The 23,290-nt window shown below is 47.3% G+C and carries 27 protein-coding genes and 1 other annotated feature; of the genes, 3 read left to right on the top strand and 24 right to left on the bottom strand.

All coding sequences use genetic code 11. From position 1 onward, the window contains the following. The 14 genes from JK130_RS15880 to JK130_RS15815 all read right to left on the bottom strand — a co-directional run. Positions 1 to 191: alpha-crystallin domain-containing protein (locus tag JK130_RS15880; protein ID WP_484771503.1), on the bottom strand; the 191-nt coding region annotated here is incomplete at its 3' end. A 104-nt stretch (positions 192 to 295) separates the two neighbouring features. Next, a complete protein-coding gene (locus JK130_RS15875) occupies positions 296 to 748 on the bottom strand; it encodes an Hsp20 family protein (RefSeq protein ID WP_218355308.1) in 453 nt (150 codons plus the stop codon). Positions 749 to 900: 152 nt separating this feature from the next. Then, on the bottom strand, positions 901 to 1,557 hold the full coding sequence (lepB, locus tag JK130_RS15870; protein ID WP_218355307.1) for a signal peptidase I: 657 nt from the start codon (positions 1,555 to 1,557) through the stop codon (positions 901 to 903). Positions 1,558 to 1,680: 123 nt separating this feature from the next. Then, positions 1,681 to 2,298, bottom strand: coding sequence for a bifunctional phosphoribosyl-AMP cyclohydrolase/phosphoribosyl-ATP diphosphatase HisIE (gene hisIE, locus JK130_RS15865; protein ID WP_218355306.1), 618 nt, complete (start codon positions 2,296 to 2,298; stop codon positions 1,681 to 1,683). A 4-nt stretch (positions 2,299 to 2,302) separates the two neighbouring features. Then, positions 2,303 to 3,097, bottom strand: a complete 795-nt coding sequence (gene hisF / locus JK130_RS15860) for an imidazole glycerol phosphate synthase subunit HisF (RefSeq protein WP_218355305.1) — start codon at positions 3,095 to 3,097, stop codon at positions 2,303 to 2,305. Continuing rightward, the gene (gene hisA / locus JK130_RS15855) at positions 3,079 to 3,816 is read right to left on the bottom strand and encodes a 1-(5-phosphoribosyl)-5-[(5-phosphoribosylamino)methylideneamino]imidazole-4-carboxamide isomerase (RefSeq protein ID WP_218355304.1); all 738 of its coding nucleotides are present in this window, start codon (positions 3,814 to 3,816) and stop codon (positions 3,079 to 3,081) included. The genes hisF and hisA overlap by 19 nt, the downstream gene beginning before the upstream one ends. Further along, positions 3,816 to 4,418: an imidazole glycerol phosphate synthase subunit HisH gene (gene hisH / locus JK130_RS15850; protein ID WP_218355303.1), complete on the bottom strand. Its 603-nt coding sequence runs from the start codon at positions 4,416 to 4,418 to the stop codon at positions 3,816 to 3,818. Before hisH ends, hisA begins: the two co-directional genes overlap by 1 nt. Then, positions 4,418 to 5,488 (bottom strand): bifunctional histidinol-phosphatase/imidazoleglycerol-phosphate dehydratase HisB, encoded by a 1,071-nt coding sequence (hisB, locus tag JK130_RS15845; RefSeq protein ID WP_218355302.1) that lies wholly within the window; start codon positions 5,486 to 5,488, stop codon positions 4,418 to 4,420. Before hisB ends, hisH begins: the two co-directional genes overlap by 1 nt. Further along, on the bottom strand, positions 5,485 to 6,567 hold the full coding sequence (gene hisC, locus JK130_RS15840; protein WP_218355301.1) for a histidinol-phosphate transaminase: 1,083 nt from the start codon (positions 6,565 to 6,567) through the stop codon (positions 5,485 to 5,487). Before hisC ends, hisB begins: the two co-directional genes overlap by 4 nt. Further along, positions 6,560 to 7,867 carry a histidinol dehydrogenase gene (gene hisD / locus JK130_RS15835; protein ID WP_218355300.1) on the bottom strand — a complete coding sequence of 436 codons (1,308 nt, stop codon included), beginning with the start codon at positions 7,865 to 7,867 and terminating at the stop codon, positions 6,560 to 6,562. The genes hisC and hisD overlap by 8 nt, the downstream gene beginning before the upstream one ends. A 3-nt stretch (positions 7,868 to 7,870) precedes the next feature. Further along, the gene (gene hisG / locus JK130_RS15830) at positions 7,871 to 8,770 is read right to left on the bottom strand and encodes an ATP phosphoribosyltransferase (protein WP_218355299.1); all 900 of its coding nucleotides are present in this window, start codon (positions 8,768 to 8,770) and stop codon (positions 7,871 to 7,873) included. 33 nt (positions 8,771 to 8,803) lie between these two features. After that, positions 8,804 to 8,925, bottom strand: a sequence feature (His leader region). A gap of 226 nt (positions 8,926 to 9,151) precedes the next feature. Further along, positions 9,152 to 9,697 (bottom strand): lipid-binding SYLF domain-containing protein, encoded by a 546-nt coding sequence (locus JK130_RS15825; protein ID WP_246587841.1) that lies wholly within the window; start codon positions 9,695 to 9,697, stop codon positions 9,152 to 9,154. 200 nt (positions 9,698 to 9,897) lie between these two features. Next, entirely contained in the window at positions 9,898 to 10,755 is an 858-nt protein-coding gene (locus JK130_RS15820) for a TraB/GumN family protein (protein ID WP_218355298.1), read from the bottom strand. Between the two features lie 114 nt (positions 10,756 to 10,869). Beyond that, positions 10,870 to 11,364 (bottom strand): DUF2244 domain-containing protein, encoded by a 495-nt coding sequence (locus JK130_RS15815; RefSeq protein ID WP_218355297.1) that lies wholly within the window; start codon positions 11,362 to 11,364, stop codon positions 10,870 to 10,872. A gap of 115 nt (positions 11,365 to 11,479) precedes the next feature. Here JK130_RS15815 and JK130_RS15810 point away from each other — a divergent pair, with 115 nt between their 5' ends. Together JK130_RS15810 and JK130_RS15805 are read left to right on the top strand one after the other, a co-directional pair. After that, positions 11,480 to 12,376, top strand: a complete 897-nt coding sequence (locus tag JK130_RS15810; protein ID WP_218355312.1) for a sulfite exporter TauE/SafE family protein — start codon at positions 11,480 to 11,482, stop codon at positions 12,374 to 12,376. An 88-nt stretch (positions 12,377 to 12,464) separates the two neighbouring features. Continuing rightward, positions 12,465 to 13,790 carry an alpha-amylase family glycosyl hydrolase gene (locus JK130_RS15805; RefSeq protein WP_218355296.1) on the top strand — a complete coding sequence of 442 codons (1,326 nt, stop codon included), beginning with the start codon at positions 12,465 to 12,467 and terminating at the stop codon, positions 13,788 to 13,790. Here the strand turns inward: JK130_RS15805 and JK130_RS15800 are convergent. The 10 genes from JK130_RS15800 to JK130_RS15760 are packed head-to-tail and all read right to left on the bottom strand — an operon-like array spanning position 13,761 to position 21,184. Next, positions 13,761 to 15,446, bottom strand: a complete 1,686-nt coding sequence (locus tag JK130_RS15800; RefSeq protein ID WP_220099592.1) for a Na(+)/H(+) antiporter subunit D — start codon at positions 15,444 to 15,446, stop codon at positions 13,761 to 13,763. The two genes, JK130_RS15805 and JK130_RS15800, sit on opposite strands and share 30 nt — an antisense overlap. After that, on the bottom strand, positions 15,443 to 15,733 hold the full coding sequence (locus JK130_RS15795; protein ID WP_218355295.1) for a hypothetical protein: 291 nt from the start codon (positions 15,731 to 15,733) through the stop codon (positions 15,443 to 15,445). The genes JK130_RS15800 and JK130_RS15795 overlap by 4 nt, the downstream gene beginning before the upstream one ends. Continuing rightward, positions 15,730 to 17,205, bottom strand: a complete 1,476-nt coding sequence (locus tag JK130_RS15790) for a proton-conducting transporter transmembrane domain-containing protein (protein ID WP_218355294.1) — start codon at positions 17,203 to 17,205, stop codon at positions 15,730 to 15,732. The genes JK130_RS15795 and JK130_RS15790 overlap by 4 nt, the downstream gene beginning before the upstream one ends. Continuing rightward, positions 17,202 to 18,701 (bottom strand): monovalent cation/H+ antiporter subunit D family protein, encoded by a 1,500-nt coding sequence (locus JK130_RS15785; protein WP_218355293.1) that lies wholly within the window; start codon positions 18,699 to 18,701, stop codon positions 17,202 to 17,204. Before JK130_RS15785 ends, JK130_RS15790 begins: the two co-directional genes overlap by 4 nt. Beyond that, positions 18,701 to 19,069, bottom strand: coding sequence for a cation:proton antiporter subunit C (locus JK130_RS15780; protein ID WP_218355292.1), 369 nt, complete (start codon positions 19,067 to 19,069; stop codon positions 18,701 to 18,703). The genes JK130_RS15785 and JK130_RS15780 overlap by 1 nt, the downstream gene beginning before the upstream one ends. Beyond that, the gene (locus JK130_RS16710; RefSeq protein ID WP_246587837.1) at positions 19,066 to 19,488 is read right to left on the bottom strand and encodes a Na(+)/H(+) antiporter subunit B; all 423 of its coding nucleotides are present in this window, start codon (positions 19,486 to 19,488) and stop codon (positions 19,066 to 19,068) included. Before JK130_RS16710 ends, JK130_RS15780 begins: the two co-directional genes overlap by 4 nt. Next, positions 19,481 to 20,041 (bottom strand): DUF4040 domain-containing protein, encoded by a 561-nt coding sequence (locus tag JK130_RS16705; protein ID WP_246587836.1) that lies wholly within the window; start codon positions 20,039 to 20,041, stop codon positions 19,481 to 19,483. The genes JK130_RS16710 and JK130_RS16705 overlap by 8 nt, the downstream gene beginning before the upstream one ends. Beyond that, entirely contained in the window at positions 20,038 to 20,358 is a 321-nt protein-coding gene (mnhG, locus tag JK130_RS15770; RefSeq protein WP_218355291.1) for a monovalent cation/H(+) antiporter subunit G, read from the bottom strand. Before mnhG ends, JK130_RS16705 begins: the two co-directional genes overlap by 4 nt. After that, entirely contained in the window at positions 20,355 to 20,675 is a 321-nt protein-coding gene (locus tag JK130_RS15765; protein WP_246587835.1) for an MrpF/PhaF family protein, read from the bottom strand. The genes mnhG and JK130_RS15765 overlap by 4 nt, the downstream gene beginning before the upstream one ends. Next, complete coding sequence (locus JK130_RS15760) at positions 20,672 to 21,184, bottom strand: Na+/H+ antiporter subunit E (protein WP_218355290.1); 513 nt, start codon at positions 21,182 to 21,184, stop codon at positions 20,672 to 20,674. Before JK130_RS15760 ends, JK130_RS15765 begins: the two co-directional genes overlap by 4 nt. Positions 21,185 to 21,367: 183 nt before the next feature. Between JK130_RS15760 and yoaA the strand changes: the two genes are divergently transcribed. Beyond that, on the top strand, positions 21,368 to 23,281 hold the full coding sequence (yoaA, locus tag JK130_RS15755; protein ID WP_218355289.1) for a DNA repair helicase YoaA: 1,914 nt from the start codon (positions 21,368 to 21,370) through the stop codon (positions 23,279 to 23,281). Positions 23,282 to 23,290 lie beyond the last annotated feature (9 nt).

The raw sequence follows: 23,290 nt of genomic DNA, 5'->3' as shown, positions 1-23,290 counted from the left end.
AGGGTAATATCTTTCTGAGTGAAGCCTGCTACCGCCATAGAAATTCGGTATTGGTTTTCATCCAGCAACTCAATGTTATAAGGCGGATAGGTACTTTGGTTGTCAGCCCGGTTAGCAGCATCCATTAGCGATGCAAGACGGTCAGAACCAATGAAAGAACGATAAAGTGGAGAAAAATCAATGTTTCGCATAGTCATACCCTTTATTAAGCAATATGTGATTGGTGTCCTGATTATTCAGCAACACACTGTAAGGGCCCGGGATATTCCAGGCCCACTTTACTACCTGTTATAACTTACTCGTCGTTTTTGTGCTCAATTGCACGACTGCCAATTTCGATGCGACGCGGCTTTTTGGCTTCAGGAATTTGGCGTTCAAGGTCGATATGCAACAGGCCGTCAGCCATGTTTGCATTCAGTACCTTTACATGGTCGCCAAGCTGAAACTTACGCTCAAAGTTCTTTTCAGAAATGCCTTTGTGCAGGAATTTTCGCTCTTTTGTCTCAGTCGCTTCAGATTTTTTGCCCTGAATAGTCAGCGTATTGTTTTGCGCCTCAAGGGTAATATCTTTCTGAGTGAAGCCTGCTACCGCCATAGAAATTCGGTATTGGTTTTCATCCAGCAACTCAATGTTGTAAGGCGGATAAGTACTTTGGTTGTCAGCCCGGTTGGCAGCATCAATTAACGATGCAAGACGGTCAGAACCAATGAAAGAACGGTAAAGTGGAGATAGATCGATAGTACGCATAGTCATATCCTCGATTAAAAGCAATATGTTTAAGTTATGCCCCGGCAAGCCGGCGGCGGTATTGTCGACCCGCTTATGCAGCGTCGACAATACCTATATAGAATCATTCAAAATGTTTTCAAGTACAATTTATAAATTAATTTCAAAAAAATTTATTTAAGCGGTTTCCACCATGTCTGGAAATCAGGAAAGGTACTGTCCTCAGGCCAGCTCCACAGCACTGCCGAGGCTTTACCCGCTATTTCATTTAACGGTACAAACCCATGCACCCGAGAGTCGGCACTATGATTTCGATTATCACCTAAAACCAATACATGGTCGGGCGGAACAGTTACCGGTCCAAAACTTTGATAGCTTTGCGCCTGTCGGGATGGCGCCTTGGTATCGGTTAGCTTTACCATATGGTGGGTGTTTTTGCTGCTTTCAACAAAAAGGTTGTCTGTTTTTTTGTCATAATCATAAGTCACTTTATTCACAATAAGGTGGTTATTGCTTAATCTGACCGTATCACCAGGTAATCCTACTACCCGCTTCACCAAGCGGGTTTCGGCTTTGGCGGAATTAATGATCACAATATCGCCATGTGAGGGTACTGAGGGGGCGGTAAGGGGAATGTCGGTAAATGGGATATCTAATCGATATGCGGCTTTGTCGACAAAAATTCGGTCGCCAATAGCTATAGTCGGTTGCATAGAACCGGTAGGTACATGATACCAGTCTGCAATACTGCTGCGTACACTTAGCAACACCAGCATAAGCATAATAAAACCAATATTTTCTTTAGCTATCTTAATCAGTCGATGCCACATATTTTTTTGCCTTTAGTTTTATACTCATTATCAATAGTCTTACTTTTACCTAAAGTATGACAGTAAAAACAATAAAGCCCGCAAAAAAACGGGCTTTATTTTATTGAAAATGTTATGGGCAAACTATTTATGTCGGGCTCTGAGTACGTCAATCGCATCACTTAAAGACATGCCACTGGCCTGCATCAGTACGGTAAGATGGTACAACAGGTCAGCCGCTTCGTTTTTAAGCTCTTCGGTATCTTTTACGGTAGCGGCCAGGGCAGTTTCAACACCTTCTTCACCTACTTTTTGCGCAATACGCTTGATGCCTTTTGCGTACAAACTAGCGGTGTAACTTGAGGCAGGATCTGCGGTTTTGCGACTTGCCAATACGCGTTCCAGGTCGGCTAAAAAGGTAAAGTCAGCAGGTTTGCTGGTAAACCAGCAGCTTTCTTCACCGGTATGACAGGTCGGACCGTTAGGATTTGCCATAACCAGCAGGGAGTCGTGATCGCAGTCACAACCTATTTCCACCACATCGAGGGTGTTTCCCGATGTTTCGCCTTTTTGCCATAGTCGTTCTTTCGAACGGCTATAAAAAGTAACTTTACTACTTTCCAGCGTAGTTTTTAGCGCCTCGGGGTTCATATATCCCTGCATCAGCACCTTGGCAGTGGTGGCGTCCTGAACCACGGCGGGAAGTAACCCCTCCATTTTTTGCCAGGCTAATTCGCCCATATTTGCAATATCAATAATCATGGCGTTAATCCTTGCTGCGGGTATGAGCTTTTCGCATGGCGATACCTGCATTGGACAGGTAATCTTTAAGCTCTAGAATATTAATCAGATTTTTGTGAAAAACCGAGGCAGCCAGCGCACCATCTACATCAGCCTGTTCAAATACCGCCCGAAAATGTTCGATGGAACCTGCGCCGCCCGAGGCAATCAGCGGAATCTGGCAGGCTTCGCGAATGGCGGTTAACTGGCGAACATCGTAGCCCTGACGAACGCCGTCCTGGTTCATGCAATTAAGCACAATTTCACCCGCGCCCCGGCTTTGAACTTCCTGAATCCAGTCGCGGGTTTGCCAGGAGGTTTGCTGGGTGCGGCTTTCATCGCCGGTAAACTTGTAGACTTCGTACTGATTCGTTTTTTCGTTATAAAAGCTGTCGATACCAATCACTACACATTGCTGACCATACACATCGTGTAATTCGTTAATAAGATCAGGGTTGGTCAGCGCCGGAGAATTAATTGAGATTTTATCTGCGCCCATCTCCAGTATACGGCCGGCATCTTCAACCGACTTAATGCCGCCAGCGACACAAAAGGGTATATCAATAACCTGCGCAATGCGGCTGACCCAGCTTTTGTCGACTACGCGCTTATCAGAACTGGCGGTAATATCATAAAATACCAGCTCATCAGCACCTGCCTGCGCATAGCGCTCGGCTAAAGGTACAATATCACCAATAATTTCGTGGTTTCTGAACTGAACCCCTTTTACGACTTTTCCGTCGCGTACATCCAGACACGGTATTATCCGTTTTGCCAGCATGTTATTGCCTCCTTCACGGTGAATTTACCTTCTAGCAGTGCGCGACCTAAAATAACGCCTTCTACGTTAGCAGGGCGCAATGCTTGAATATCCTGTAGCCCACCGATGCCGCCGGAAGCCTGCCAGGCAATACCCGGAAATTGTTGCTGCATTTGCTGATACAACTCAACATTAGCACCTTGTAAAGTACCATCACGACTGATGTCAGTGCACAGCACATGCTTCACGCCAACTTCTGCAAAATCGTTCAGCAGGTCTTCAAGCGCCACTCCCGAGCTTTGCTGCCAGCCGTGCGTGGCAATAAGCTTATTACCATCATCATCAATATTAACATCCAGGGCCAGTACAATGACATCGCTGCCGTATTTGGTTATCCAGTGTTTTACCAGCTCGGGCTCTTTAACCGCCAGTGACCCAATAACCACCCGACTGACACCCGCAGACAGAAGCTGAGTGACATCGTCTTCGCTGCGAATACCACCACCGGCCTGAAACTGCATTCTTTTGGTATTTACCATCGCCCGGATAAGTTCCAGCTGACGCTTGCTGGTGTCTTTAGCTCCGGTTAAATCAACAATGTGAAGCCAGGTTGCGCCATCATCAGCATACCGGTGTACTACATCTACCGGGTCTAGCTGATATTCGGTTTTTTTGTCATAGTCGCCCTGATACAGCCGTACCACCGCGCCATCTATCAAATCTATTGCAGGTATAATCATTACATGTTCACAAAATTAGTCAGTAACTGCGCACCGGCATCGCCAGAGCGTTCCGGGTGAAACTGTACGCCATAAAAATTGTTGTGGCCGATGGCGGCAGAAAATGGCTGTCCATACTCACAGCTTGCCAACGTATGCTCATAGACCGGGACGGCAAAACTGTGGACAAAGTAGAAGTAGGTGCCATCATCTATGCCCGCAAAGAGTGGGTTTTCAGTCTCACTGGTGACCGTGTTCCAGCCCATATGTGGTAAACGCTGACCATTGGCCTGCATGCGTTTTACTGCACCAGGCATTAGGTTTAGACAATTGATGTCGCCGGCTTTACTTTCTGCCGAAGTGCTGACCATCAGCTGCATACCCAGGCACACTCCTAAAACCGGCTGGGTCAGTTCCTGTAAAGTAGGCGTCAGTTTCTTTTGCAAGATACTTTGCATTGCCGAAGAGGCGGTGCCAACACCGGGCAAAAACACCTTATCGGCCGCTTTTATCACATTCTCTTCATCTGACACTTCTACGCTGACACCGAGTCTCTCCAGTGCAAAACGCACCGAAGAGATATTGGCACAGCCTGTATTTACAATCACAATCCGCTGTGACATTACAAAGCTCCTTTACTGCTGGGCAGTGCATCGCCCTGACGGGTGATGGCCTGACGCAGCGCGCGGCCAAATACTTTAAACAGACTTTCTACCTGATGGTGAGCATTACCTTCGCTGGTGGACAAGTGCAGAGATAAGCCCATACTTTGTGCCAGTGAATAGAAAAAATGCTCAACCATCTGGGTGCCCATTTCACCCACTTTTTCCTGGGTGAAATCAGCTTCAAACTTAAGGTGCGGACGATTAGAGATATCCATAATGCATTCTGCACGACACTCATCCATTGGCAGAGCAAAACCAAAGCGCCCAATACCCCGTTTGTTACCCAGCGCTTTTTTCAGCGCTTCGCCTAAAGCCAGGGCCGTGTCTTCAACGGTGTGGTGATCATCAATGTGCAAGTCGCCACTGACCTCAACCTGTAGCTCAAAGCCGCCATGAGTAGCAATTTGGTCAAGCATGTGGTCAAAAAAACCGAGCCCGGTGGCCATATGGCTTTTGGCATCAGAGTCCAGGTCAACTTTTACCTTGATGTCAGTTTCTGAAGTGGTTCTGACAACTTCAGCGATGCGCGCCGAGTTGAGCAAACTTTTTTCAATGGCCAGCCAGTTATTGTCGTTGCGGTCATATCGAATTCCCTGAATCCCCATACTCTGGGCCAGTTGCAAATCGGTGTCACGATCGCCGATAACCGCTGAGCGGGTAAAGTCTACTTTGCCTTGCTGAAGATAATCGCTCACCAGCCCCAGTTTGGGCTTACGGCAGGCACAATTGTCAGCATCAAAGTGGGGGCATATCAGCACGTCATCAAATTTAATGCCCTGACTTTCAAAAATCTGCATCATCATATTGTGGGGCGCATCAAAGTCGGCCTGTGGGAAACTGTCGGTTCCCAGCCCGTCCTGATTCGATACCATTACCAGTTTGTAGCCTGCATTTTGAAACTTCAGCAGCACTGGGATCACCGCTGGTTCTAGCACCAGTTTTTGCAGTGAGTCGAGTTGTTTGTCAATGGCGGGCTCTTCAACCAGAGTGCCATCACGGTCGATAAATAATATGGCTTGCTGGCTCATGCCGACACTCCTGTTTGTTGTAAAAAATTCTGGATTAATCCAATTAATCGTTGGTTTTGTTCTTCGGTGCCAACTGTCGCGCGCAGGCAGTTATCCAAATTTTGCTGTTTTGACTGGTCACGTATCAGCATGCCGTGTTCAACCAAATACGCCATCAATGCTTTATTATGAACACTGTGAAACAGCACAAAGTTGGCGCGGATGTCGCCGATAATACGAAAACCGGGGAGCCCAGCCAGTTGTTCCTGCAACCATTTTTTATGGCCATTGATGGCCTCTACCTGCAATTCAACGTTGGCACGTCCGCGAGCAGATAAAGCCTGTTCTGCAATTTGGGCCACGGGTTCAGCCAGCGGGTAGGGCGCTATAACTTTAAGTAACGCTTGTATAACCGGCAGGTTCGCCAGGGTAAAGCCGCAACGCAAGCCGGCCAGGGCAAAGGCTTTAGACAATGTGCGTAAAATTACCAGGTTCGGATAGCGATTCAATTGCCCCGCCCAGGTGTTGTCTTTATCAAACTCAATATACGCTTCATCCACCACCACCAGGGCGCTGTTGGCAAAATGCGACAAAATTTGTTCTAAATCATTGGCGTTAACGGTGGTGCCGGTGGGGTTATTGGGAGCACAGATAAACACCAGATTGACATCGTTCTGAGCACAAATTGATGCTGTGTCTAATGAAAAGTCCGATTTTAACGGCACCTTTTTCACGCCCACATTGCAGGTCTCGGCACTAATGGCGTACATGCCATAGGTAGGCGGACAAATCAGAATGTTATCCTGACCAGGTGTACAAAACGTACGGATCAGCAGCTCAATTCCTTCATCGGCGCCACGGGTTACCAGCAGTTCGCTGATATCCACACCGGCGTAGTCGGCATAGGCGGCAGTCACCGCTTCTGGCTGGCAGGCCGGATAACGATTAAAGCGTTTACTGTCGATGGTATATTCATTAGCAAAGGGGGATTCATTGGCGTTTAACCAGTCCTGACCGCCTGCGAATAATCGGCGCGCCGACTCATAAGGCTTTAGCCCGACCAGGTTGTCGTTAAGTAAGGTTTCTACAATATTACTCATCACCAGACTCCTGCAATACGGACAAACGCAGTCCTACGGCTTTTTCGTGGGCATCCAGTCCTTCGGCAGCCGCCAGTATCATTATCTGCGGGCCCAGGTTACGTAAGCCATCTGCGGTTAACTCTTGCACAGTATAACGGCGCATAAAATCAAGCAGTCCTAACGAAGAGTAATTTTTGGCATAGCCATAGGTAGGCAGCACATGATTGGTGCCCGAGGCATAATCGCCAGCTGACTCGGGTGACCATGGTCCCAGAAATACTGAACCGGCGTGTTTGATTTTACTCATGGCCTTACGCGGCTGTGCCACCTGAACAATCAAGTGTTCTGGCGCATAGCTATTGCTTACCTCAATAGCACTGCTCAAATCATCGGTTAAGATATAGCGGGCATTTTCCATCGACAACACGGTAATTTCGTTACGCGACAGCGCGCTAAGCTGTTTTTCTACTTCGGCTTGTGTTTGCTCAATTAAAGTTTTTGAGTCACTCACCAAAATAGACTGTGAATCGGTGCCATGTTCAGCCTGAGATAATAGATCGGACGCCACAAAAGCCGGGTTGGCGTCTTTGTCAGCTAACACCAGTACTTCTGACGGCCCCGCTGGCATATCAATCGCGGCACCGTCTGGGCGTAAACTAACCTGTTGCTTGGCTTCGGTAACAAAGCTGTTACCGGGGCCAAAAATTTTGTCTACTTTGGCAATAGAATCAGTCCCCAGCGCCATAGCGCCGATAGCCTGAGCACCCCCGCACAGATAAATCTCATCAATACCACAGCGCTTAGCAACAAAGGCTATTTCAGGGGCAATTGTGCCGTCTTCAGAAGGCGGGGTGCACAATACCTTGCGCGATACCCCTGCAACCATCGCCGGTACACCTAACATAAGCGCGGTAGAAGGAAGCGGAGCGGTACCACCAGGAATATAAAGTCCGACTGACTCAAGCGCAACAAAGCGTTGCTCGCAGGTAACCCCAGGGCTGGTGGTCATCACTACGTCTTCGGGTTGCTGAGCCTCATGAAACCGCTTAATATTGGTGAACGCGGTATCGATGGCCTGGGCTACGTCATTACTTACCTGACTAGCCAGCGAGTCGCGTTGTTCGCAGCTTAAGACTAGCGAGCTTAAGCCGGGACAATCAAATTTGCGAGTAAACCTCAGTACAGCCTCATCACCTTCAGCTTCAACATCGGCCAGAATTTCACTGACCGTCTGTTTCAGTGCGCTGCTGTTTTTTAATACGGGCCGGGCCAGCGCCTCTCGTTGCGCTGACGGGTCCAGTTCATTCCAGATAAGCATTATTTAACCCATCATTTTTTCAATTGGCATAACAAGAATTGAGCGGCAGCCTAAATCTTTGAGTTTTTCCATGGTTTCCCAGAATAAATTCTCTGGGCTTACAACATGAATGGCGACTGTATCTTCAGCTCCTGCAAGCGGTAATACGGTGGGATCTTCTGCACCCGGCAGCAAATCTTTCACTTCTTCCAGTTTGGCTTTGGGGGCGTGTAACATAATATATTTGCTTTCTTTTGCCTGCATTACCCCGTCTATTCGCGGGACCAGCCGTTCAAGCAATTCACGCTTGGCCGCAGGCATTTCGCCGGTACGCTTAATCAGTACCGCTTTAGAGCGAAAAATAACGTCTTTTTCAACTAACCCGTTTGCCTCTAATGTCGCTCCGGTCGACACCAGGTCGCAGATTGCATCGGCCACACCGGCTCTGGGCGCCACCTCTACCGAGCCGGTCAACATCACGGCCTGAGCATCAATATTTTGTTCTTTAAAATATCGCTCTAACAAAAACGGATAAGTAGTGGCGACCTTCTTGCCCTGCAATGTGGCGGCGCTGTCGTATTCCATTTCATTAGGAACAGCAATTGATAGGCGACATCCGCCATAATCCATTCGACGCAATACTTCATAATCCGCAGGTTTGCCGGCCGCAGCGCGTTCAAGCATTTTCTCTTCAAGCTCGTTTTCGCCGATAAAACCCATATCGACTACGCCGTCCATCACCAAACCTGGAATATCATCATCGCGTACCCGCAGCAAATCTATATCTTCGTTTGTAGAGTGGGCGATAAGCAGACGGTCGCGAATGTTTAATTTAATGCCGATAGCTTTTAACAGATCAATGCTATCTTTGCTCAATCGACCTGACTTTTGTACCGCAATGCGCAGTCTTCTGCTGTCACTCATGTTGCTTCCTCATGTGAAATTATTGGCGCCTAAAACGAAAAACCCCCGAAAGTTTCCTTCCGGGGGCCTAAGAAATTTTCATCTGCGCCACTGGAAGGAAACAATAGCCTTCCAGCACGAACCTGAAAGGTTATGCTATAAAGTGGTGATGATGGTTTGTAGCGCAGTTATACATAATTTGAAAATCTTGAATTCTTAAAGACGATATAACAGTAATCAATTGTATTTAATAATGCAAGTGTTCACGATCAACCATTTATAAATTGCGTTAAAATAATAATGATTGTTTAGATGCACAAAAATAACCCATAAAGTCCTGCTACGCAGAACATCATGGGTTACCTTGTTATCTTCTTAGGTAAATGCTGGCATCATCAACGCCTAATTTAATGCTTTGTCTTTCCAGAACTTTGTGCCCTTCACCGTAGCTTGCAGGGCCAGGCCGCTTTGTGTCATCGAATACACTGTTACGTTGCCTAAATAGCCTTCGCCTTCAATAGAAAGCCCCTTATCGCCCGCTTTGGCTGCGGCATCCAGGTTACCGCCGGCTGTCCAGCCGTTGTTAATAAAGTGGCTTAAGGCCTGCTGGCTATGAAAAACTATAATAAGGCGGTAATCTTTTGCGCCCAGCCCCAAACCCACGCCACCTTCGGCCATATTCATATATGTTTTAGCGCCAGTAGTGTTGTTATTAACGACACCGTAGCCTGTTCCGGCAGCGATAAAAATAATATTAATGTTAGCATTGCTAAATACTGCATAGCCGGCGGCATTTTGTAGCTGCGAACGGGTATCTGGTTTTTCCCGATATAAACGAGACAGCGCCGTATCTTGCATCGACAAAATGGCCTGGCGTTTTTCAGCAACGGTGCCTTCACCCATCGATGCACAGCCGGTAACCGCAAGCATGCCTACAAAAATCAGCATAGATTGAATCGCAGTTGTCAATTTCAAAATGTTCTCCTTTTACCACAGGGATCACCTGCGAGTACTTGTATTACGGCCATATTCGGCGTGGATATCTGACTACTTAACTAGTGATATTCTTAAATACAGAAATTGCTAACTAACGGTTTGTTTATCAAACAAAATAAACTGAGTTGTTTTTCACAAAAACTAACCAGGACTTAATTAAGCTGGGTGAGCGTGTAACCTTTTTGTTTAAGCAGGGCCAGCACCCCCTGGCTTCCAGGCATATGTAATGTACCCACTAAAACAAATTCAACCTCGGGGGTTTGCATCATGGCTTCAATTTTTGGCAGCCAGTTTTGATTGCGTTTAACCAGCAGATCGTCGTAAACCTGAGGGTATTGCTGGGCGACATCGCCCATTGCGGTATCATGTAAAGCCTGCATATCACCCGAGCGCCAATGAGTTTTCATAGGTGTAATTATACTCGCCAGGTCTTCAATATCTTCTAGGGTATAGCGAATAAATTCGTTTTCCTGGCCATCTGCCATTGCACTGATAAAAGAAAGTTGCTGATCAGGCGTTTCAAACCATTCGATGGGTTTGTTCTTATCCATAGCTTTATTGAAGAAATACGCATCGACACCTTGACTGGTCAGTCCCGCACGCTGGTATTCCAGCATGGTCAACGTTAGACCCAGCATCGCCGGTTTCAGGTGTTTTAGTGTGTTTATAGGCAAGTTATGTTTGCTCATATAAGACTCTAGCAGCTGATAGGTCTCCGGATTTAAATCCTTTGCCACGGTCTCAGCATTTTCGTAGCTATTCTGCTTAATCATTTTTGCTGCAAATGAGGCAGAGCTGACCGTTTCCATGTCAGTTTCAAATACCAGGGTGTCAGACTGGGCAAAGGCGGTTTCATACGGCGAGGGCAGTGGATAATCCTGCGGACTTAAAATATGTAACGTTCCGCCCAAATACAGGGTGTGCTCGCCATTGCTTACCTGCCACACGGCGGCCCCTTGCGCCTGGCAACTTAACAATATTATCGCCAGTGATGTTATCAATTTACGCATAGTTTGGAATGAACTCCGTCTCGGATCATCAGTAAGTGAGTCTGCAATGTAATTGGGTTAAAGGCTGCGCGCAACTGTATTGATGTAACACTTCGTTGCAACTGCTCTTACAGACTAACTCTCCCACCAGCGATTACGACATAGCCCAACCCCGCAATGGATTAAACCATATTGAAGCTGCTTGAGGTCATTAAGATTTAAAAAGGCGCCCACCGGGTATTGTCTGCCCTGACAGCAAATTACATACAGGGGTAACTGCCAGTGACCTTCGGTTTCGGTAACCGTAATCTGGCAATGACATCGCGCCAGTTTCACCGTTTGATGACGGTGATAGTCGTGTTCTAAAACCAGTAACGATGGCGAGATAATTAAGCGCTGTTGTTGATACGTCTGCCAGTTAGTGCGGTACATCAGGTACCCCAGTAAGCCTAACTCTATGCCCGCAAAGGGCAGTACAATCCAGACCCCTGCGGCAGCCCAGGCCATAGCGATAACCAAAACCACCAAAAAAAATACCAGCCACACCGTTTTTGTTTCGCGCCAGCTCGCTGAGCGATTTGGGCGCATCAGAATTTCAGTGGTTTGGTGGCGCTGGGTAATTCTGATCAAAGTTGTTGGCCAGAAATTTAGGTTCATACTGCTTTAAGCCTAACACAGGATTTCTTTTTAAGCCGCAATCTGGCAAAGTTCTGCCTTGTGAAATGATATGCAGTGGTCAGGCCGGATGCTTGCGGTAGTAAAACAAAATTTGTGGTGGTGTGTATTAGGTGGCGTGTGGCTGGCTATATTGGCGTTGCAGCCCAACCTTGATAGTTTAATAACCGGATACGGCGCATTTAGCGCACTTGGAATAATAGGCGCTGTATTTGCCAATGCTACAGGCGCCGGGGGTGGGGTCGTATTTGTCCCCTTTTTTCATCATTTAGGGCTTAATGCGACACAAATTGTAGCCACCAGTTTTGCGATTCAATGTTTTGGTATGACCGTAGGTGCTATCACCTGGGGGCAATATTATCGTCGGCATCAGCAAAACAATGTTCACTGGCAGCCTCTGTCCTCAGCGCTGATACTGTGTATTCCCGCCGCCATCGGCGGCTTATTATTAGCACAGTGGGGGGCGCATTTACCGGCTTTTGGTTGGTTTACCCAACATTTGGCACGGGTGCATATCGGGTTTGGTTTTTTTTCTATTGTACTGGGGCTGGCAATACTGGCTTCTATACCGCTGTTAAAGCGGACCTCGTTTCAAAAAAACCTAAGTACTGTTGATATTATTATGCTGCCTTTTATTGCGTTTTCGGGGGGCATCATAACAGCGTGGTTATCGGTAGGTGTGGGCGAGCTGGTTGCGGTGTATCTTATAATTCGCCGATTTAATATAACCATGGCTATAGCTGTGGCGGTAATACTGACCGCGGTATGCGTTTGGTGCGCGATGGCATTTCACTGGCTGCAAACTCATGCAGTGGTGTGGCAAATTGTCCTTTTCGCCGGGGTCGGCGCAGCGCTCGGAGGCCGGCTGGCTAAATATGTAGTGTTGGCTTTTGATGTTAAACATCTGAAAATCTTTTTCGGCATATGGGTACTGTTAATGGGCGTTGGTGCATTGCCACTGTTTTAACCACGCTTTGAGGCCTGAGCAAACCAATCTAAAAATAAATACGGGCGTAACAAAAACCATTCATTTGTGTTTATTTAGGTCGCTGGCCATGTCGCAAACCTCTTTTCTTCCTTATTCAAAATACCAGCTTCGTCAACCTGCCTGGTCAAAAGACGCGGTGATTTATCAGGTTAATACGAGGCAATTTGGTAGTCACGGTACCTTTGCAGAAGTGGAAGCGGGTCTTTCACATATAAAATCTTTAGGTGCTGATATTATCTGGCTGATGCCAGTACAGCCCATCGGCGAGAAAAATCGCAAAGGTACGCTGGGTTCCCCCTATGCGGTTAAAGACTATTACGGGATCAACGCTGAATTTGGTACCCCAGATGACTTTCGCTCATTAGTTACCGCTATTCACCGGCTGGGCATGCGGGTGATTATTGATTGGGTGCCCAATCATAGCGCCTGGGACTGTAATTTGGTTGAATCACATCCCCATTGGTACGCGCGAGATTTCAAAGGAGAATTTCGCCCCTCTCCGTGGTGGGACTGGGAAGATATTATTGAGTTTGATTACAACCAGCCTGCTTTACGCCACTACATGATTGCGGCCATGCAATATTGGTTGAAAGAATACGACATAGATGGTTTTCGTTGCGATGTAGCAGGCTATGTGCCCAACGATTTTTGGGAGCAGGCCCGGCTTGCTTTAGATTCAATAAAACCGGTATTCATGTTAGCCGAATGGGAAAACCGCGACTTACACGAACAGGCGTTTAATATGACCTACGCCTGGAGCTGGCATGAGACCATGCACGGTATTGCTAAAGGGGTTTTGCCAGTGGACAAGCTGCGCAAATATTATTCGTGGAATGAGCGTTCGTGGCCAGATAGCGCCTATCGAATGACCTTTGTCAGTAATCACGACATGAATGCCTGGGAAGGCACCCAGCATGAAATGTTTGGCAAGTTACTTGATGCAGCGATTGTGCTTTCGGTGATTGGAGAGGGCATGCCCCTGATTTATAATAGTCAGGAAGCTGGCGAAACCAAACGACTGGCTTTCTTCGAACGTGATCCGATTTATTGGCAGGCGCACCCGACCGGCGAGCTGTACCGCCGGCTGATTGCGATTAAAAAGCAATACTGCGCACTGCACAATGGCCCCTATGGCGCAACCATGCTTCAGGTACCCAATAACGCTATGAACCAGGTATTCAGTTTTGTGCGTCAGCAGAACGGCAATAAAATACTGGTGATGCTCAATTTGTCCCAACAACCCGTAGCGGTGAGTTTTGATTCACCGCTGTATGCCGGGCATTACCACAATCTTTTGAACGAAACAGACTGCTACTTACACGACCATGAGCCCATAGAGCTTGCGGTCGGTGAATACCGGCTGCTAAAAAATCAAACTGGTTACCACCAGTAGCATTAAGGCAATAAAAACCCAGGCCATACGCCGGGTAATAATGGTAACAGTTCCGGTGGGTACTGGTTTTTGGCGTCTGCCTAATTGTGCAATAACACTGGTTTTTAGCTGGTGACCTTCATCGCGCATCTGACTGGCCATGGCCACTACCTTGCGTCCCGATTTTGGTAGCAGCTTACGATAGAACCATTCTGCATCTAAATTAACCGAACGTAATTCGGGAGGATACAGCCCTTGTTTGTTTAACCATACAAACGCCAGTGCAGAGAAAAACAACAATTGAATTTGGGTCAATGTATGCGTCAGGTCGTACGGAGTATAGTCAAAATCCCACGGCAACAATTGATACAACCACTGTGGATTTACCCCAATAGCGATACACAAAATGGCCGCCAGCCCCATGGCAACTTGCATGTTGACGGGCGCTTCTTTGGGCCGTAATCCCGAGTCGTGGGCAAAAAAAGCAAAGAACGGAATTTTAATACCGGCATGGTGAAATACCCCGGCTGAAGCAAACAGCAACATCAACCAGACAATAATCTGGTCTTGTTCTAACAACGCTGCCATCACCATACTTTTACTTACAAAGCCGCTGAACAGCGGAAAAGCTGAAATAGAGGCCGCCCCCACCAGACAAAATATAGTGGTTCGGGGCATTGATTTGTATAGCCCCCCCAGGTGTGAACCATCGACATGGCCCACCCGGGTAAGTACCGCGCCCATTGTCATAAATAATAAACCTTTAAAAATAACATCGTTAAAGGCATGAGCCACGGCGCCGTTTAGTGCTAATGCGGTGCCAATGCCAATACCACACACCATAAAGCCCAGCTGGTTAATAAGAGAGTAGGCGAGCACTTTACGAAGATCGTTTTCAATTACGGCAAAAAAGATAGGGAAGCATGTCATCGCCGCGCCAATGTATATTAAAATCGGTTCGCCAGGGAACATACGCGCGAGTAAATAGATTGCCACTTTGGTGGTAAAGGCTGACAGGTACAGGGTGCCAGTAGGAGTCGCCAACGGATAGGCGTCGGTAAGCCAGGTATGTAAGAAAGGAAAGCCACATTTAATGCCCAGGGCAATGAATATCAGCCAGGAAGCACTGCCATTGAGTCCCAGGTATTCGAGCTTCAGCGAGCCGGTTTGCTGATACAACATAATGGCGCCGCTTAGCAGTAAAACCCCCGATAACACCTGTATAACAACATATCTGTTTGCTGCTCTGATGGCTTCGGGCGTGCGTCTTGCCCATATAAGGAAGGCAGAAGTAATCGCCAGTAATTCCCAGAACATAAATACCGTGAGCAGATCACCGGCAAATACCGCGCCCAAAGCGCTGCCGGCATATAGCAAGCCGCACACCTGCTGGGTATTGTCTTTAATATGAAGTGAATAAATAAGGGCAATAAACGCGGCTATGTGAAAAAGATAACCAAACAATAAGCTAAGCTTGTCTATATGGTAAAGCTGCAGGACCATATCGCCTATTTGCCAGCTTATGTCTCCCGCCTCAGCATGCGTCATATAAAGGTTAAGGCCGCCCCATAAAGGCGCAAGTAACAGTAAAACCTTTAGCTTGCCTTTAAGCAGTGGGGCAACCAAAGCAAATGCAAAGAATACAACAAAAGGGGGAAGGCTGGTGGTCCAGATCATTCTTGTTCCTGCCTGTCAGACTTGTCGTTCAATGGCGCTTCGTAATAATCTTCGCTGCGCATTAAAACTTTACGTAAACCAGAAGCGGCAAACACCAGCAGTACACAGGCCACAAAGCCGTAAAGAGCATAAAATGCCGGTATTTTTTCAAGTTCGGTGTAGATGTGACGATGCACAACAAAATCGGCGACGACTAATAAGACGCATAACAGATAGAAAATACGTAAAATCCAGCTGACTACTTTAGGATCATCAAAAAAACCGTCCTGAGTGGGTTTGTCGCTCATGGTTTGCCTCCACCAACAATGTTTTGCGCCAACTGAAGAAAAATGTCTGGCTGGAAAAAGAAATAAATACAGGCAGCTGAAGGAATAATCATAGCAACCAGGCAGGGCCAGGGCGCTTCGGTGACCTCAGAGGTTTTGTCGGCTAAGGGCTTAAACCACGCGCTGACCGGAATAGTTAACAGATACCAAATGTTTAGCAGCGTGCTTAGCATTAGGGTGATACTTAATGCCCACCCTAGCCAGGAGGAGCCGGTAAAGGCGCTGGCACCACTTACCAGGTACCACTTACTCCACATGCCCCCCAAAAATGGAATACCAATAATGCTCATCGCGCCAATAGCAAAGCAGGCAAAAGTAATAGGCATTTTGCGGGCCAGCCCGTCCAGCTCGCTGACTTTGGTTTTGTGGGCCGCAACTAAAATGGCACCAGCAGCAAAAAATAAGGTGATTTTTGCAAAGGCATGCATGGCTATGTGTAAAGTAGCACCCACTAAGGCTATCTGATTTACCATCAGCGCACCTAACACAATATAGCTCAGCTGGCTGATGGTGCTATAGGCCAGACGCTCTTTGAGGTTGTCGCGGGTCATGGCTACCAGTGAAGCAAGAACTATAGTCGCCATTGGCACGAGCAGCAGGTACTCGGTATTCACGCTTTGGGCTACAACATCGGGCCCGAATATAAACAGTACCACTTTTAATACAGTGAATACCCCGGCTTTAACGACAGCTACAGCATGCAGCAACGCACTAACCGGCGTGGGCGCCACCATTGCTGAGGGTAACCACCGATGTAATGGCATAATGCCGGCTTTACTGATACCCAGTAAAAAAACCAGCAATAAAGGCGCGATAAATATGGCTTCTATATTGCCCGCCAAAATACCATTTTGCGCAAAACTTAAGGTACCGGCCTGTATGTACGTGATAATGATAGCGGGTAAAAAGAAGGCAATAGACGAGCCCATTAAAATAAGCAAATATTTACGGGCACCGGCGCGCGCTTTAGCATTACCCGCATGGGCGACTAAAGGATAGGTGCCTACTGTTAACACTTCATAAAATAAAAACAGCGTTAACAAATTTTCGGCAAATGCAATGGCCATTACACAGGCAATTGATACGGCAAACAAAACATAAAAGCGGGTTTGATTACGCTCGTTGTGCGCACGCATATACCCCATGGCGTATAAAGTAGTGACAATCCACAGGCTACTGGCGATAAGGGCAAACATTACCCCAAAGCGGTTCAGGCTAAACGCAATTTGCAGTCCATCAACCGGCGTTGCCATAACCAATGATGCAGCTTCGGCGGGTAGCTGATATAACCGGATAATAACGGCAAACAATAAGCTGGCGGTTAGCACCGATACGCTCTCGCGAAGATTCGGGCGACTCGAGGTAAGACTGATTAATACTGCGCCAGCTAATGGCAGCAGCAAAGCGGTTAACAATAAGGCTGAAGCGCTCACTGTCCACCTCCAGTACTAAACAGAACTTCTACCGCCGTATTGGCAGCTTCTAAAGGAATATCAGTATACAGGCCAAAATAAAAACAGGTGGCAACCATTACATAGCAACAAAAAGTGGCGACCGGCAAATCGGGGACAATTTCTTTGCCCGACCCCACTTTGTGAACCGTAAGTTTGTCGGGCCCCTCAAAGTAAAGGGTTTCAATAATTTTCCACACATACATGATAGCCATAATAGATGCGATTAAAATTGTCCCAGCTACCACGTAGTTGCCTTTCTCTAGCGCGGCCTGAACCAAATACCATTTACTGATAAAGCCGGCAGTGCCCGGCACCCCAATTAAGCTTAATCCGGCCAATGCAAACGCGCCGGTTGTCCAGGGCATCGTTTTACCGGCGCCACGTAGCTTTTCTAAGTTGGTGGTGTGTAATCGCATTAGCACCAGGCCCGCGGCCATGAACAAGGCCGCTTTGGTAATGGCATGGTTGAACATATGCACAATAGCGGCTATAAGCCCCGCCTCGTTGTTAAGACCTACACCCACCACCATATAACCAAGCTGGGCAACACTTGAATAGGCCAGTAGTCGCTTAATAGAAACCTGACGTATGGCTTTGTAAGAACCGTATAGCATTCCCAGGCAACCGCTTAACAGCAAGAAACCGGGAAGCAACATCTCTTCCCAATAAGTATTGGGGAAAACCTGGTAAAGGGTTCTTATCAGCACATAAATGGCTACTTTGGTTGAGGTGGACGCCAAAAATACCGTGACCATAGTCGGGGCTTGGGTATAGGCCTCGGGAAGCCATGAATGTAGCGGGAAGACTGCGGCTTTAAGAGCTAAACCTATCAAAATAAATAATAATGCGGTAATAACCAGAGTCATTGACGAGAACTGATCAAACCTCAGTGCAATGTCGGCCATATTCAAAGTACCAGAAGCCGCGTATAAAAAGCCGATACCTAATAGGAAAAAAGTCGCGCCCAATGTTCCGGCCATCAGGTAATTGAACGAAGCGACCAGAGCCTGACGTTTTTGTCCCATGGCAATCAAAGCGTAAGAAGACAGCGATGAAATTTCTAAAAATACAAAAAGATTAAAAATATCGCCCGTTAACGCCATGCCCAGCAAGCCTAAAATGACTAACTGAAAAGCGGCATAGAACAAATGAATTTGAGAGTCGTGAATTTCTTTCTCGGCACTTTTGCTGCCATATATTACCGTGATAAGGGCAATAAAAGCGACAATCACAGCCACCAGCGCATTCAGAGAATCGATAACATATTCAATACCCCAGGGCGGCTTCCAGCCACCGAGTTCATAATGAATAACTTCGCCGCTAATAACATGATGTAACACTACACCACTTAATCCGGCCAATGCTAAACAGGTAACAAGTGTAATGAGCCAGGCCACATACCGATTAGCAATTATGGCGGTAATGGGTGCACTAATCAGTGGAATAACCACCAACAAAACAGTAAGCATTTCCATCAATCCAATTCCTCTGCTTCCATTTGCTGGTGTATGTTGTCTTCTTCCATACTATTGTAAGCACGTCGAATTCGTATAATAAGTGCAAAGCCCAGAGCCATTGTAGCGACACCCACCACAATGGCGGTCAGCATCAATACCTGGGGCAGGGGATTGGCATAACGGGTAGCGGCTTCGGTAACGATGGGCGCGGTTCCGCCGTCTACTTTTCCTACGCTCACATAAAACAAAATTACAGCGGTTTGAAACATGCTTAAACCGGCTAGCTTTTTCATCAGGTTAGGGCTGCTCATCATGGTGAACATGCCCACCATCATCACCGCGATGATCAACCAATAGTTAATGTGTCCGAGTAAATACGCCATCATTGTGGGGGGATTGTCCGTGCAAAAGTGTAAAACAGCAGCAACATTACGCATGCCACCGTAATGCCTACGCCAAGTTCAATAAGAATTATGCCTAAATGCTGGCCTGCTACAGGGGTTCCGGCTAACACACTGTAATTTAAAAAAGCCCCTCCTTTAAATAGCGACACCACGCCCACTCCGGCGAACAAAAGCACGCCCAAAGAAGCGCCGATGCGCAGGATAGCCTCAGGCAGAACCCGGGTGGTTGCATCAACACCGTAAACCAGCGCGTACAACAAAAAAGCACTACTGAAGATAACTCCTGCCTGAAAACCGCCACCGGGGCTGTAGTCACCATGAAACTGAACATACAACGCGAACAATAAAATTACCGGCACTAACCATTTTGTTACAACTCGTAAAATCAGACTGTCACTCATTGTTTCTCCTGGCTTTTAAGTGCACTTTTTCTCGCCGGCCTAATAGCAGCAAAACGCCAATACCGGCCGTTAGAACAACCGTTACTTCGCCCAGGGTGTCAAAGCCGCGATAACTGGCCAGTACCGCAGTAACCAGGTTAGGTACGCCGGTCTCTTCAGCCCCTTTATCAATATAATGACGCGCAACCTGCTGATATGAAGGCGTCTGCGTATCACCAAAATTGGGTAAATCCTGAATTCCAAAAATAACCAACGAGCCCATCGACAAACTGAGCAGCAGCGGCAGCATGCGTTTACCTGGCTTAATAGGTGCGCTATGCCCATGGCGCACTGCTGCTAGCGTGACTAACATAAGTACCGTTGAAATGCCGGTTCCTACTGCGGCTTCGGTAAACGCAACATCGGGGGCATCTAACACCACGAACAGGCTTGAAACTAATAAGCTATACAGACCAAAAAGCATAACCATGGCGAGTAAGACTTTTACGCGCATTACTGCGATGGCGGTGACTAACAGAAAAACAAGCAACACCGTGTTCAACAATAAGCTCATGATTTATTAGCCTTATCGTTGTTTTCAGATTCATCCCCAGGTAAACCCCAGCGCCAGGCGCTATTGGCTAACGCATAAGATGACACGGGGCTGGTGAATAATAAAAACAAAAAAACAATTAATAGCTTGGCTGTTGTTAACGACCAGCCTGACTGACATGCCAGCCCTGCCAGCAATAAAAAAGAACATAAGGTGTCGGTAATACCAACGGCGTGTAACCGGGAATAAAAGTCAGGCAACCTGAACAAGCCCAGCCCGCCGGTCAGACTTAAGAAGCAGGCAAGAATGACCAGCACATAAGACATAATATCCATCATGGCTGTTTATTCTCCTTGTCGGAATCGGGATCGGGATCAGTGTCGTCAGAACTGGCAAAAAAACGGCCGCGTTCTACCAGCCGAAGGGCCGCCACTACACCAATAAAGTTAAGCAGGGAATACAGTAAAGCAATGTCCAGCAAGTCTTCCCGGCCAGAAAAAAAGGCAATAAGGGCAACCAGCAGTACCGCTTTGGTACCAAACATATTAACCGCCAGAATACGGTCAAATACAGTAGGGCCGACAAAGGCCCGTGCCAGGGCTAACGCCATTGTTACCAAAAAAGCGATACCTGCCCCAAGGTAAAGAGCATTCATAAAGGCTTCCTTTTATTGCGCGGTGACGCAATACGTACATCTGATTTTTTAATTCGGGGGATAATGTGGGTCATACCGCCGTCGGCCAAATCCTGGGCGCCTTCAGCGCTGATACTATGGATCAGTAGCTTGTCATCGCCCATAACCATGCTCACTGTGCCGGGCGTTAATGTAATAGCATTGGCGTATATGACCTGGGACAATGGATTGGCAAACGGCAGCGGAATTTCACGGAAGGTTGGGGTGGCCTTACGAAACCCATAAATTCGCAGGCATACATCAATATTTGACATGACGACCAGCCCGGCAAGACGCCACACAAACATAAATAAATCTGTCGAGACCGGAATATGAAATTGTTCGTGATCAATCTCATCCATGCGCCAGTCTAACCATAAAACTAATGCTACCGACAAAACGCCAAGGCTTAGCAAAAGTGGTGAAAAATGCCCGGACAAGAGAACCCATAGCACCCCGAGTATTATTGCCAGCCTTATGGTGGATTTCACGTTTGTGTTTTCCTTAATTCTTGCTTTTTTTTGAGGTTTATTATTTTTACTGCAATGGCTTTTACTAACCCTAGCTGAAAAAGCGATCAAAAAGCAAAAAATATCAAATGATTAAATTATCGTGACTCGCCATTTTCAGGCAGAGTCTGGCATAATAGGTTTTTTTGGTTATCTGCGGTTTGTATGTCCTCCATCTCTAAAATCTTTTCTGCTGACGGTCTGTTGGCCAAAACAATTAAAGGGTTTGTGCCCAGGGATGCCCAAACTGAAATGGCTCAGGCGGTGCAAACCGCCCTGGATGAAAAACACAGTCTGGTGGTAGAGGCGGGTACGGGTACCGGCAAAACCTTTGCCTATCTGGCGCCCGCGTTACGGGCCAAGGGCAAGGCGATTGTTTCCACAGGGACTAAAAACCTGCAGGAACAGCTTTATCATCGCGATTTACCGTTGGTGAAAAAAGCGCTGGGAAGCTTACGCAAAACAGCCTTATTGAAAGGGCGCTCTAACTATCTGTGTTTGCATCGGCTAAGTCAGCATGGCGGAAATTCAACGCTGCTTGAAAAAGAAACGCTTGATCAGCTTTCGGCGGTAAAAACCTGGTCTACCACCACCAAAAGTGGTGATATGGGCGAGCTTAAAACATTACCCGAAGACGCCCGTGTACTGCCATTGGTAACGTCAACGGTCGACAACTGTCTGGGGCGGGATTGTCCTGATTACGAAGACTGCTACCTGGTACTGGCCCGCCGTAAAGCGCTGGAAGCGGATGTTATTGTGGTAAACCACCATTTGTTTTTTGCCGACATGGCGTTAAAGGACACCGGCTTTGGCGAGCTTATTCCCGAAGCAGACGCTGTCATTTTTGACGAGGCTCATCAAATTCCGGATATCGCAAGCGACTATTTTGGCGAAACATTGTCGACCCGTCAGATTCACGATATGGCCAAAGATATTACGCTGTTGTTTCGTACGGTATTAAAAGATGCCAGCCAGCTAGATAAGGCTGCTGATAAATGCCGTGTTGTGGCTTCAGATTTACGTTTGTTGTTTGCTGAAAATCCCCAACGTGGCAGCTGGGTTGAGGCGATGGGGCGTGAGGACGTGCAAACACAAATTAGCCGTTTGGCCGATGCTCTGGGCGTACTGCATGAAGTTTGCAAACTTAATATTGGTCGTGACAAAGACCTGGATAATTTATACGAACGGGTTGTAGAGGCACGCGAACAGCTTGATTCGTTTCGTAATACCGAGCAACAGGGCGTGAGTCTTTGGTACGAAACCACCCCAAGACATATTGTGCTGCATCTTACGCCGCTGTCAATTGCGGCTAAATTTCGTCGCTTTATCAGCGACCCGCCCCGGGGCTGGATTTTTACTTCGGCCACTTTGATGGTAGATGGCGGGTTTGAACATTTTCAGCGGCGTATGGGTCTTGAAGATGCTAAAACATTAGGGCTTGATAGTCCGTTTGATTATCAGCAACAAGCCATGTTGTGCGTGCCAAGGTATTTGCCCGAGCCGAACAGTTTTAATATGCGCGAAACATTACTCAAAACCGCTAAGGCATTAATCAAAGCCAGCCGTGGCCGCTGCTTTTTGTTGTTTACCAGCCACGCTATGTTGCGCGAAACCGCCGCCCGGCTAGAAGAGCAAATTGACAACCCGTTACTGGTGCAAGGAAGTACCACCAAGCAAGCACTGCTGGCAGAATATTTAGCCAACGAAAATGCGGTATTGATGGGTACTGGTGCATTTTGGGAAGGGGTGGATGTACGCGGCAGCGATCTGGTTTGTGTTATGATAGACAAACTGCCGTTCGCATCCCCTGATGATCCTCTTTTGCAGGCACGCATGGAAGATGTTAAAAAGCGTGGCGCCAATCCCTTTGCGGCAATCCAGATTCCGCAGGCGGTGATCACATTAAAGCAGGGAGCCGGCCGTCTTATCCGCGATCCCAGCGATAAAGGCGTATTGGTAATTTGCGATAATCGTCTGGTAACCAAACCTTATGCAAAAACCTTTTTAGCCAGCTTGCCTGATATGCAGCGTACCCGAAGCCTCGAACAGGTAGAGTCTTTTTTGGCCAACATTGAGTAGTTAGTTATG

The sequence above is a fragment of the Alteromonas lipotrueiana genome, from assembly GCF_019249245.1.
In the GTDB taxonomy this organism is placed as follows: domain Bacteria; phylum Pseudomonadota; class Gammaproteobacteria; order Enterobacterales; family Alteromonadaceae; genus Alteromonas; species Alteromonas lipotrueiana.
Note: the sequence above shows the minus strand (reverse complement) of the source record. Positions and strands in the feature narration are given on the sequence as shown.

Coding starts and splice junctions, on each gene's coding strand:
- JK130_RS16705 (WP_246587836.1), bottom strand. CDS start 20,041: ATGAGCTTATTGTTGAACACGGTGTTGCTTGTTTTTCTGTTAGTCACC.
- hisF (WP_218355305.1), bottom strand. CDS start 3,097: ATGCTGGCAAAACGGATAATACCGTGTCTGGATGTACGCGACGGAAAA.
- JK130_RS15805 (WP_218355296.1), top strand. CDS start 12,465: ATGTCGCAAACCTCTTTTCTTCCTTATTCAAAATACCAGCTTCGTCAA.
- lepB (WP_218355307.1), bottom strand. CDS start 1,557: ATGTGGCATCGACTGATTAAGATAGCTAAAGAAAATATTGGTTTTATT.
- hisC (WP_218355301.1), bottom strand. CDS start 6,567: ATGAGTAATATTGTAGAAACCTTACTTAACGACAACCTGGTCGGGCTA.
- mnhG (WP_218355291.1), bottom strand. CDS start 20,358: ATGATGGATATTATGTCTTATGTGCTGGTCATTCTTGCCTGCTTCTTA.
- hisB (WP_218355302.1), bottom strand. CDS start 5,488: ATGAGCCAGCAAGCCATATTATTTATCGACCGTGATGGCACTCTGGTT.
- JK130_RS15800 (WP_220099592.1), bottom strand. CDS start 15,446: ATGATCTGGACCACCAGCCTTCCCCCTTTTGTTGTATTCTTTGCATTT.
- JK130_RS15875 (WP_218355308.1), bottom strand. CDS start 748: ATGCGTACTATCGATCTATCTCCACTTTACCGTTCTTTCATTGGTTCT.
- yoaA (WP_218355289.1), top strand. CDS start 21,368: ATGTCCTCCATCTCTAAAATCTTTTCTGCTGACGGTCTGTTGGCCAAA.
- hisD (WP_218355300.1), bottom strand. CDS start 7,867: ATGCTTATCTGGAATGAACTGGACCCGTCAGCGCAACGAGAGGCGCTG.
- JK130_RS15780 (WP_218355292.1), bottom strand. CDS start 19,069: ATGATGGCGTATTTACTCGGACACATTAACTATTGGTTGATCATCGCG.
- JK130_RS15820 (WP_218355298.1), bottom strand. CDS start 10,755: ATGCGTAAATTGATAACATCACTGGCGATAATATTGTTAAGTTGCCAG.
- JK130_RS15795 (WP_218355295.1), bottom strand. CDS start 15,733: ATGAGCGACAAACCCACTCAGGACGGTTTTTTTGATGATCCTAAAGTA.
- hisG (WP_218355299.1), bottom strand. CDS start 8,770: ATGAGTGACAGCAGAAGACTGCGCATTGCGGTACAAAAGTCAGGTCGA.
- hisH (WP_218355303.1), bottom strand. CDS start 4,418: ATGTCACAGCGGATTGTGATTGTAAATACAGGCTGTGCCAATATCTCT.
- hisA (WP_218355304.1), bottom strand. CDS start 3,816: ATGATTATACCTGCAATAGATTTGATAGATGGCGCGGTGGTACGGCTG.
- JK130_RS15810 (WP_218355312.1), top strand. CDS start 11,480: ATGCTTGCGGTAGTAAAACAAAATTTGTGGTGGTGTGTATTAGGTGGC.
- JK130_RS16710 (WP_246587837.1), bottom strand. CDS start 19,488: ATGAGTGACAGTCTGATTTTACGAGTTGTAACAAAATGGTTAGTGCCG.
- hisIE (WP_218355306.1), bottom strand. CDS start 2,298: ATGATTATTGATATTGCAAATATGGGCGAATTAGCCTGGCAAAAAATG.
- JK130_RS15765 (WP_246587835.1), bottom strand. CDS start 20,675: ATGAATGCTCTTTACCTTGGGGCAGGTATCGCTTTTTTGGTAACAATG.
- JK130_RS15785 (WP_218355293.1), bottom strand. CDS start 18,701: ATGGAAATGCTTACTGTTTTGTTGGTGGTTATTCCACTGATTAGTGCA.
- JK130_RS15825 (WP_246587841.1), bottom strand. CDS start 9,697: ATGCTGATTTTTGTAGGCATGCTTGCGGTTACCGGCTGTGCATCGATG.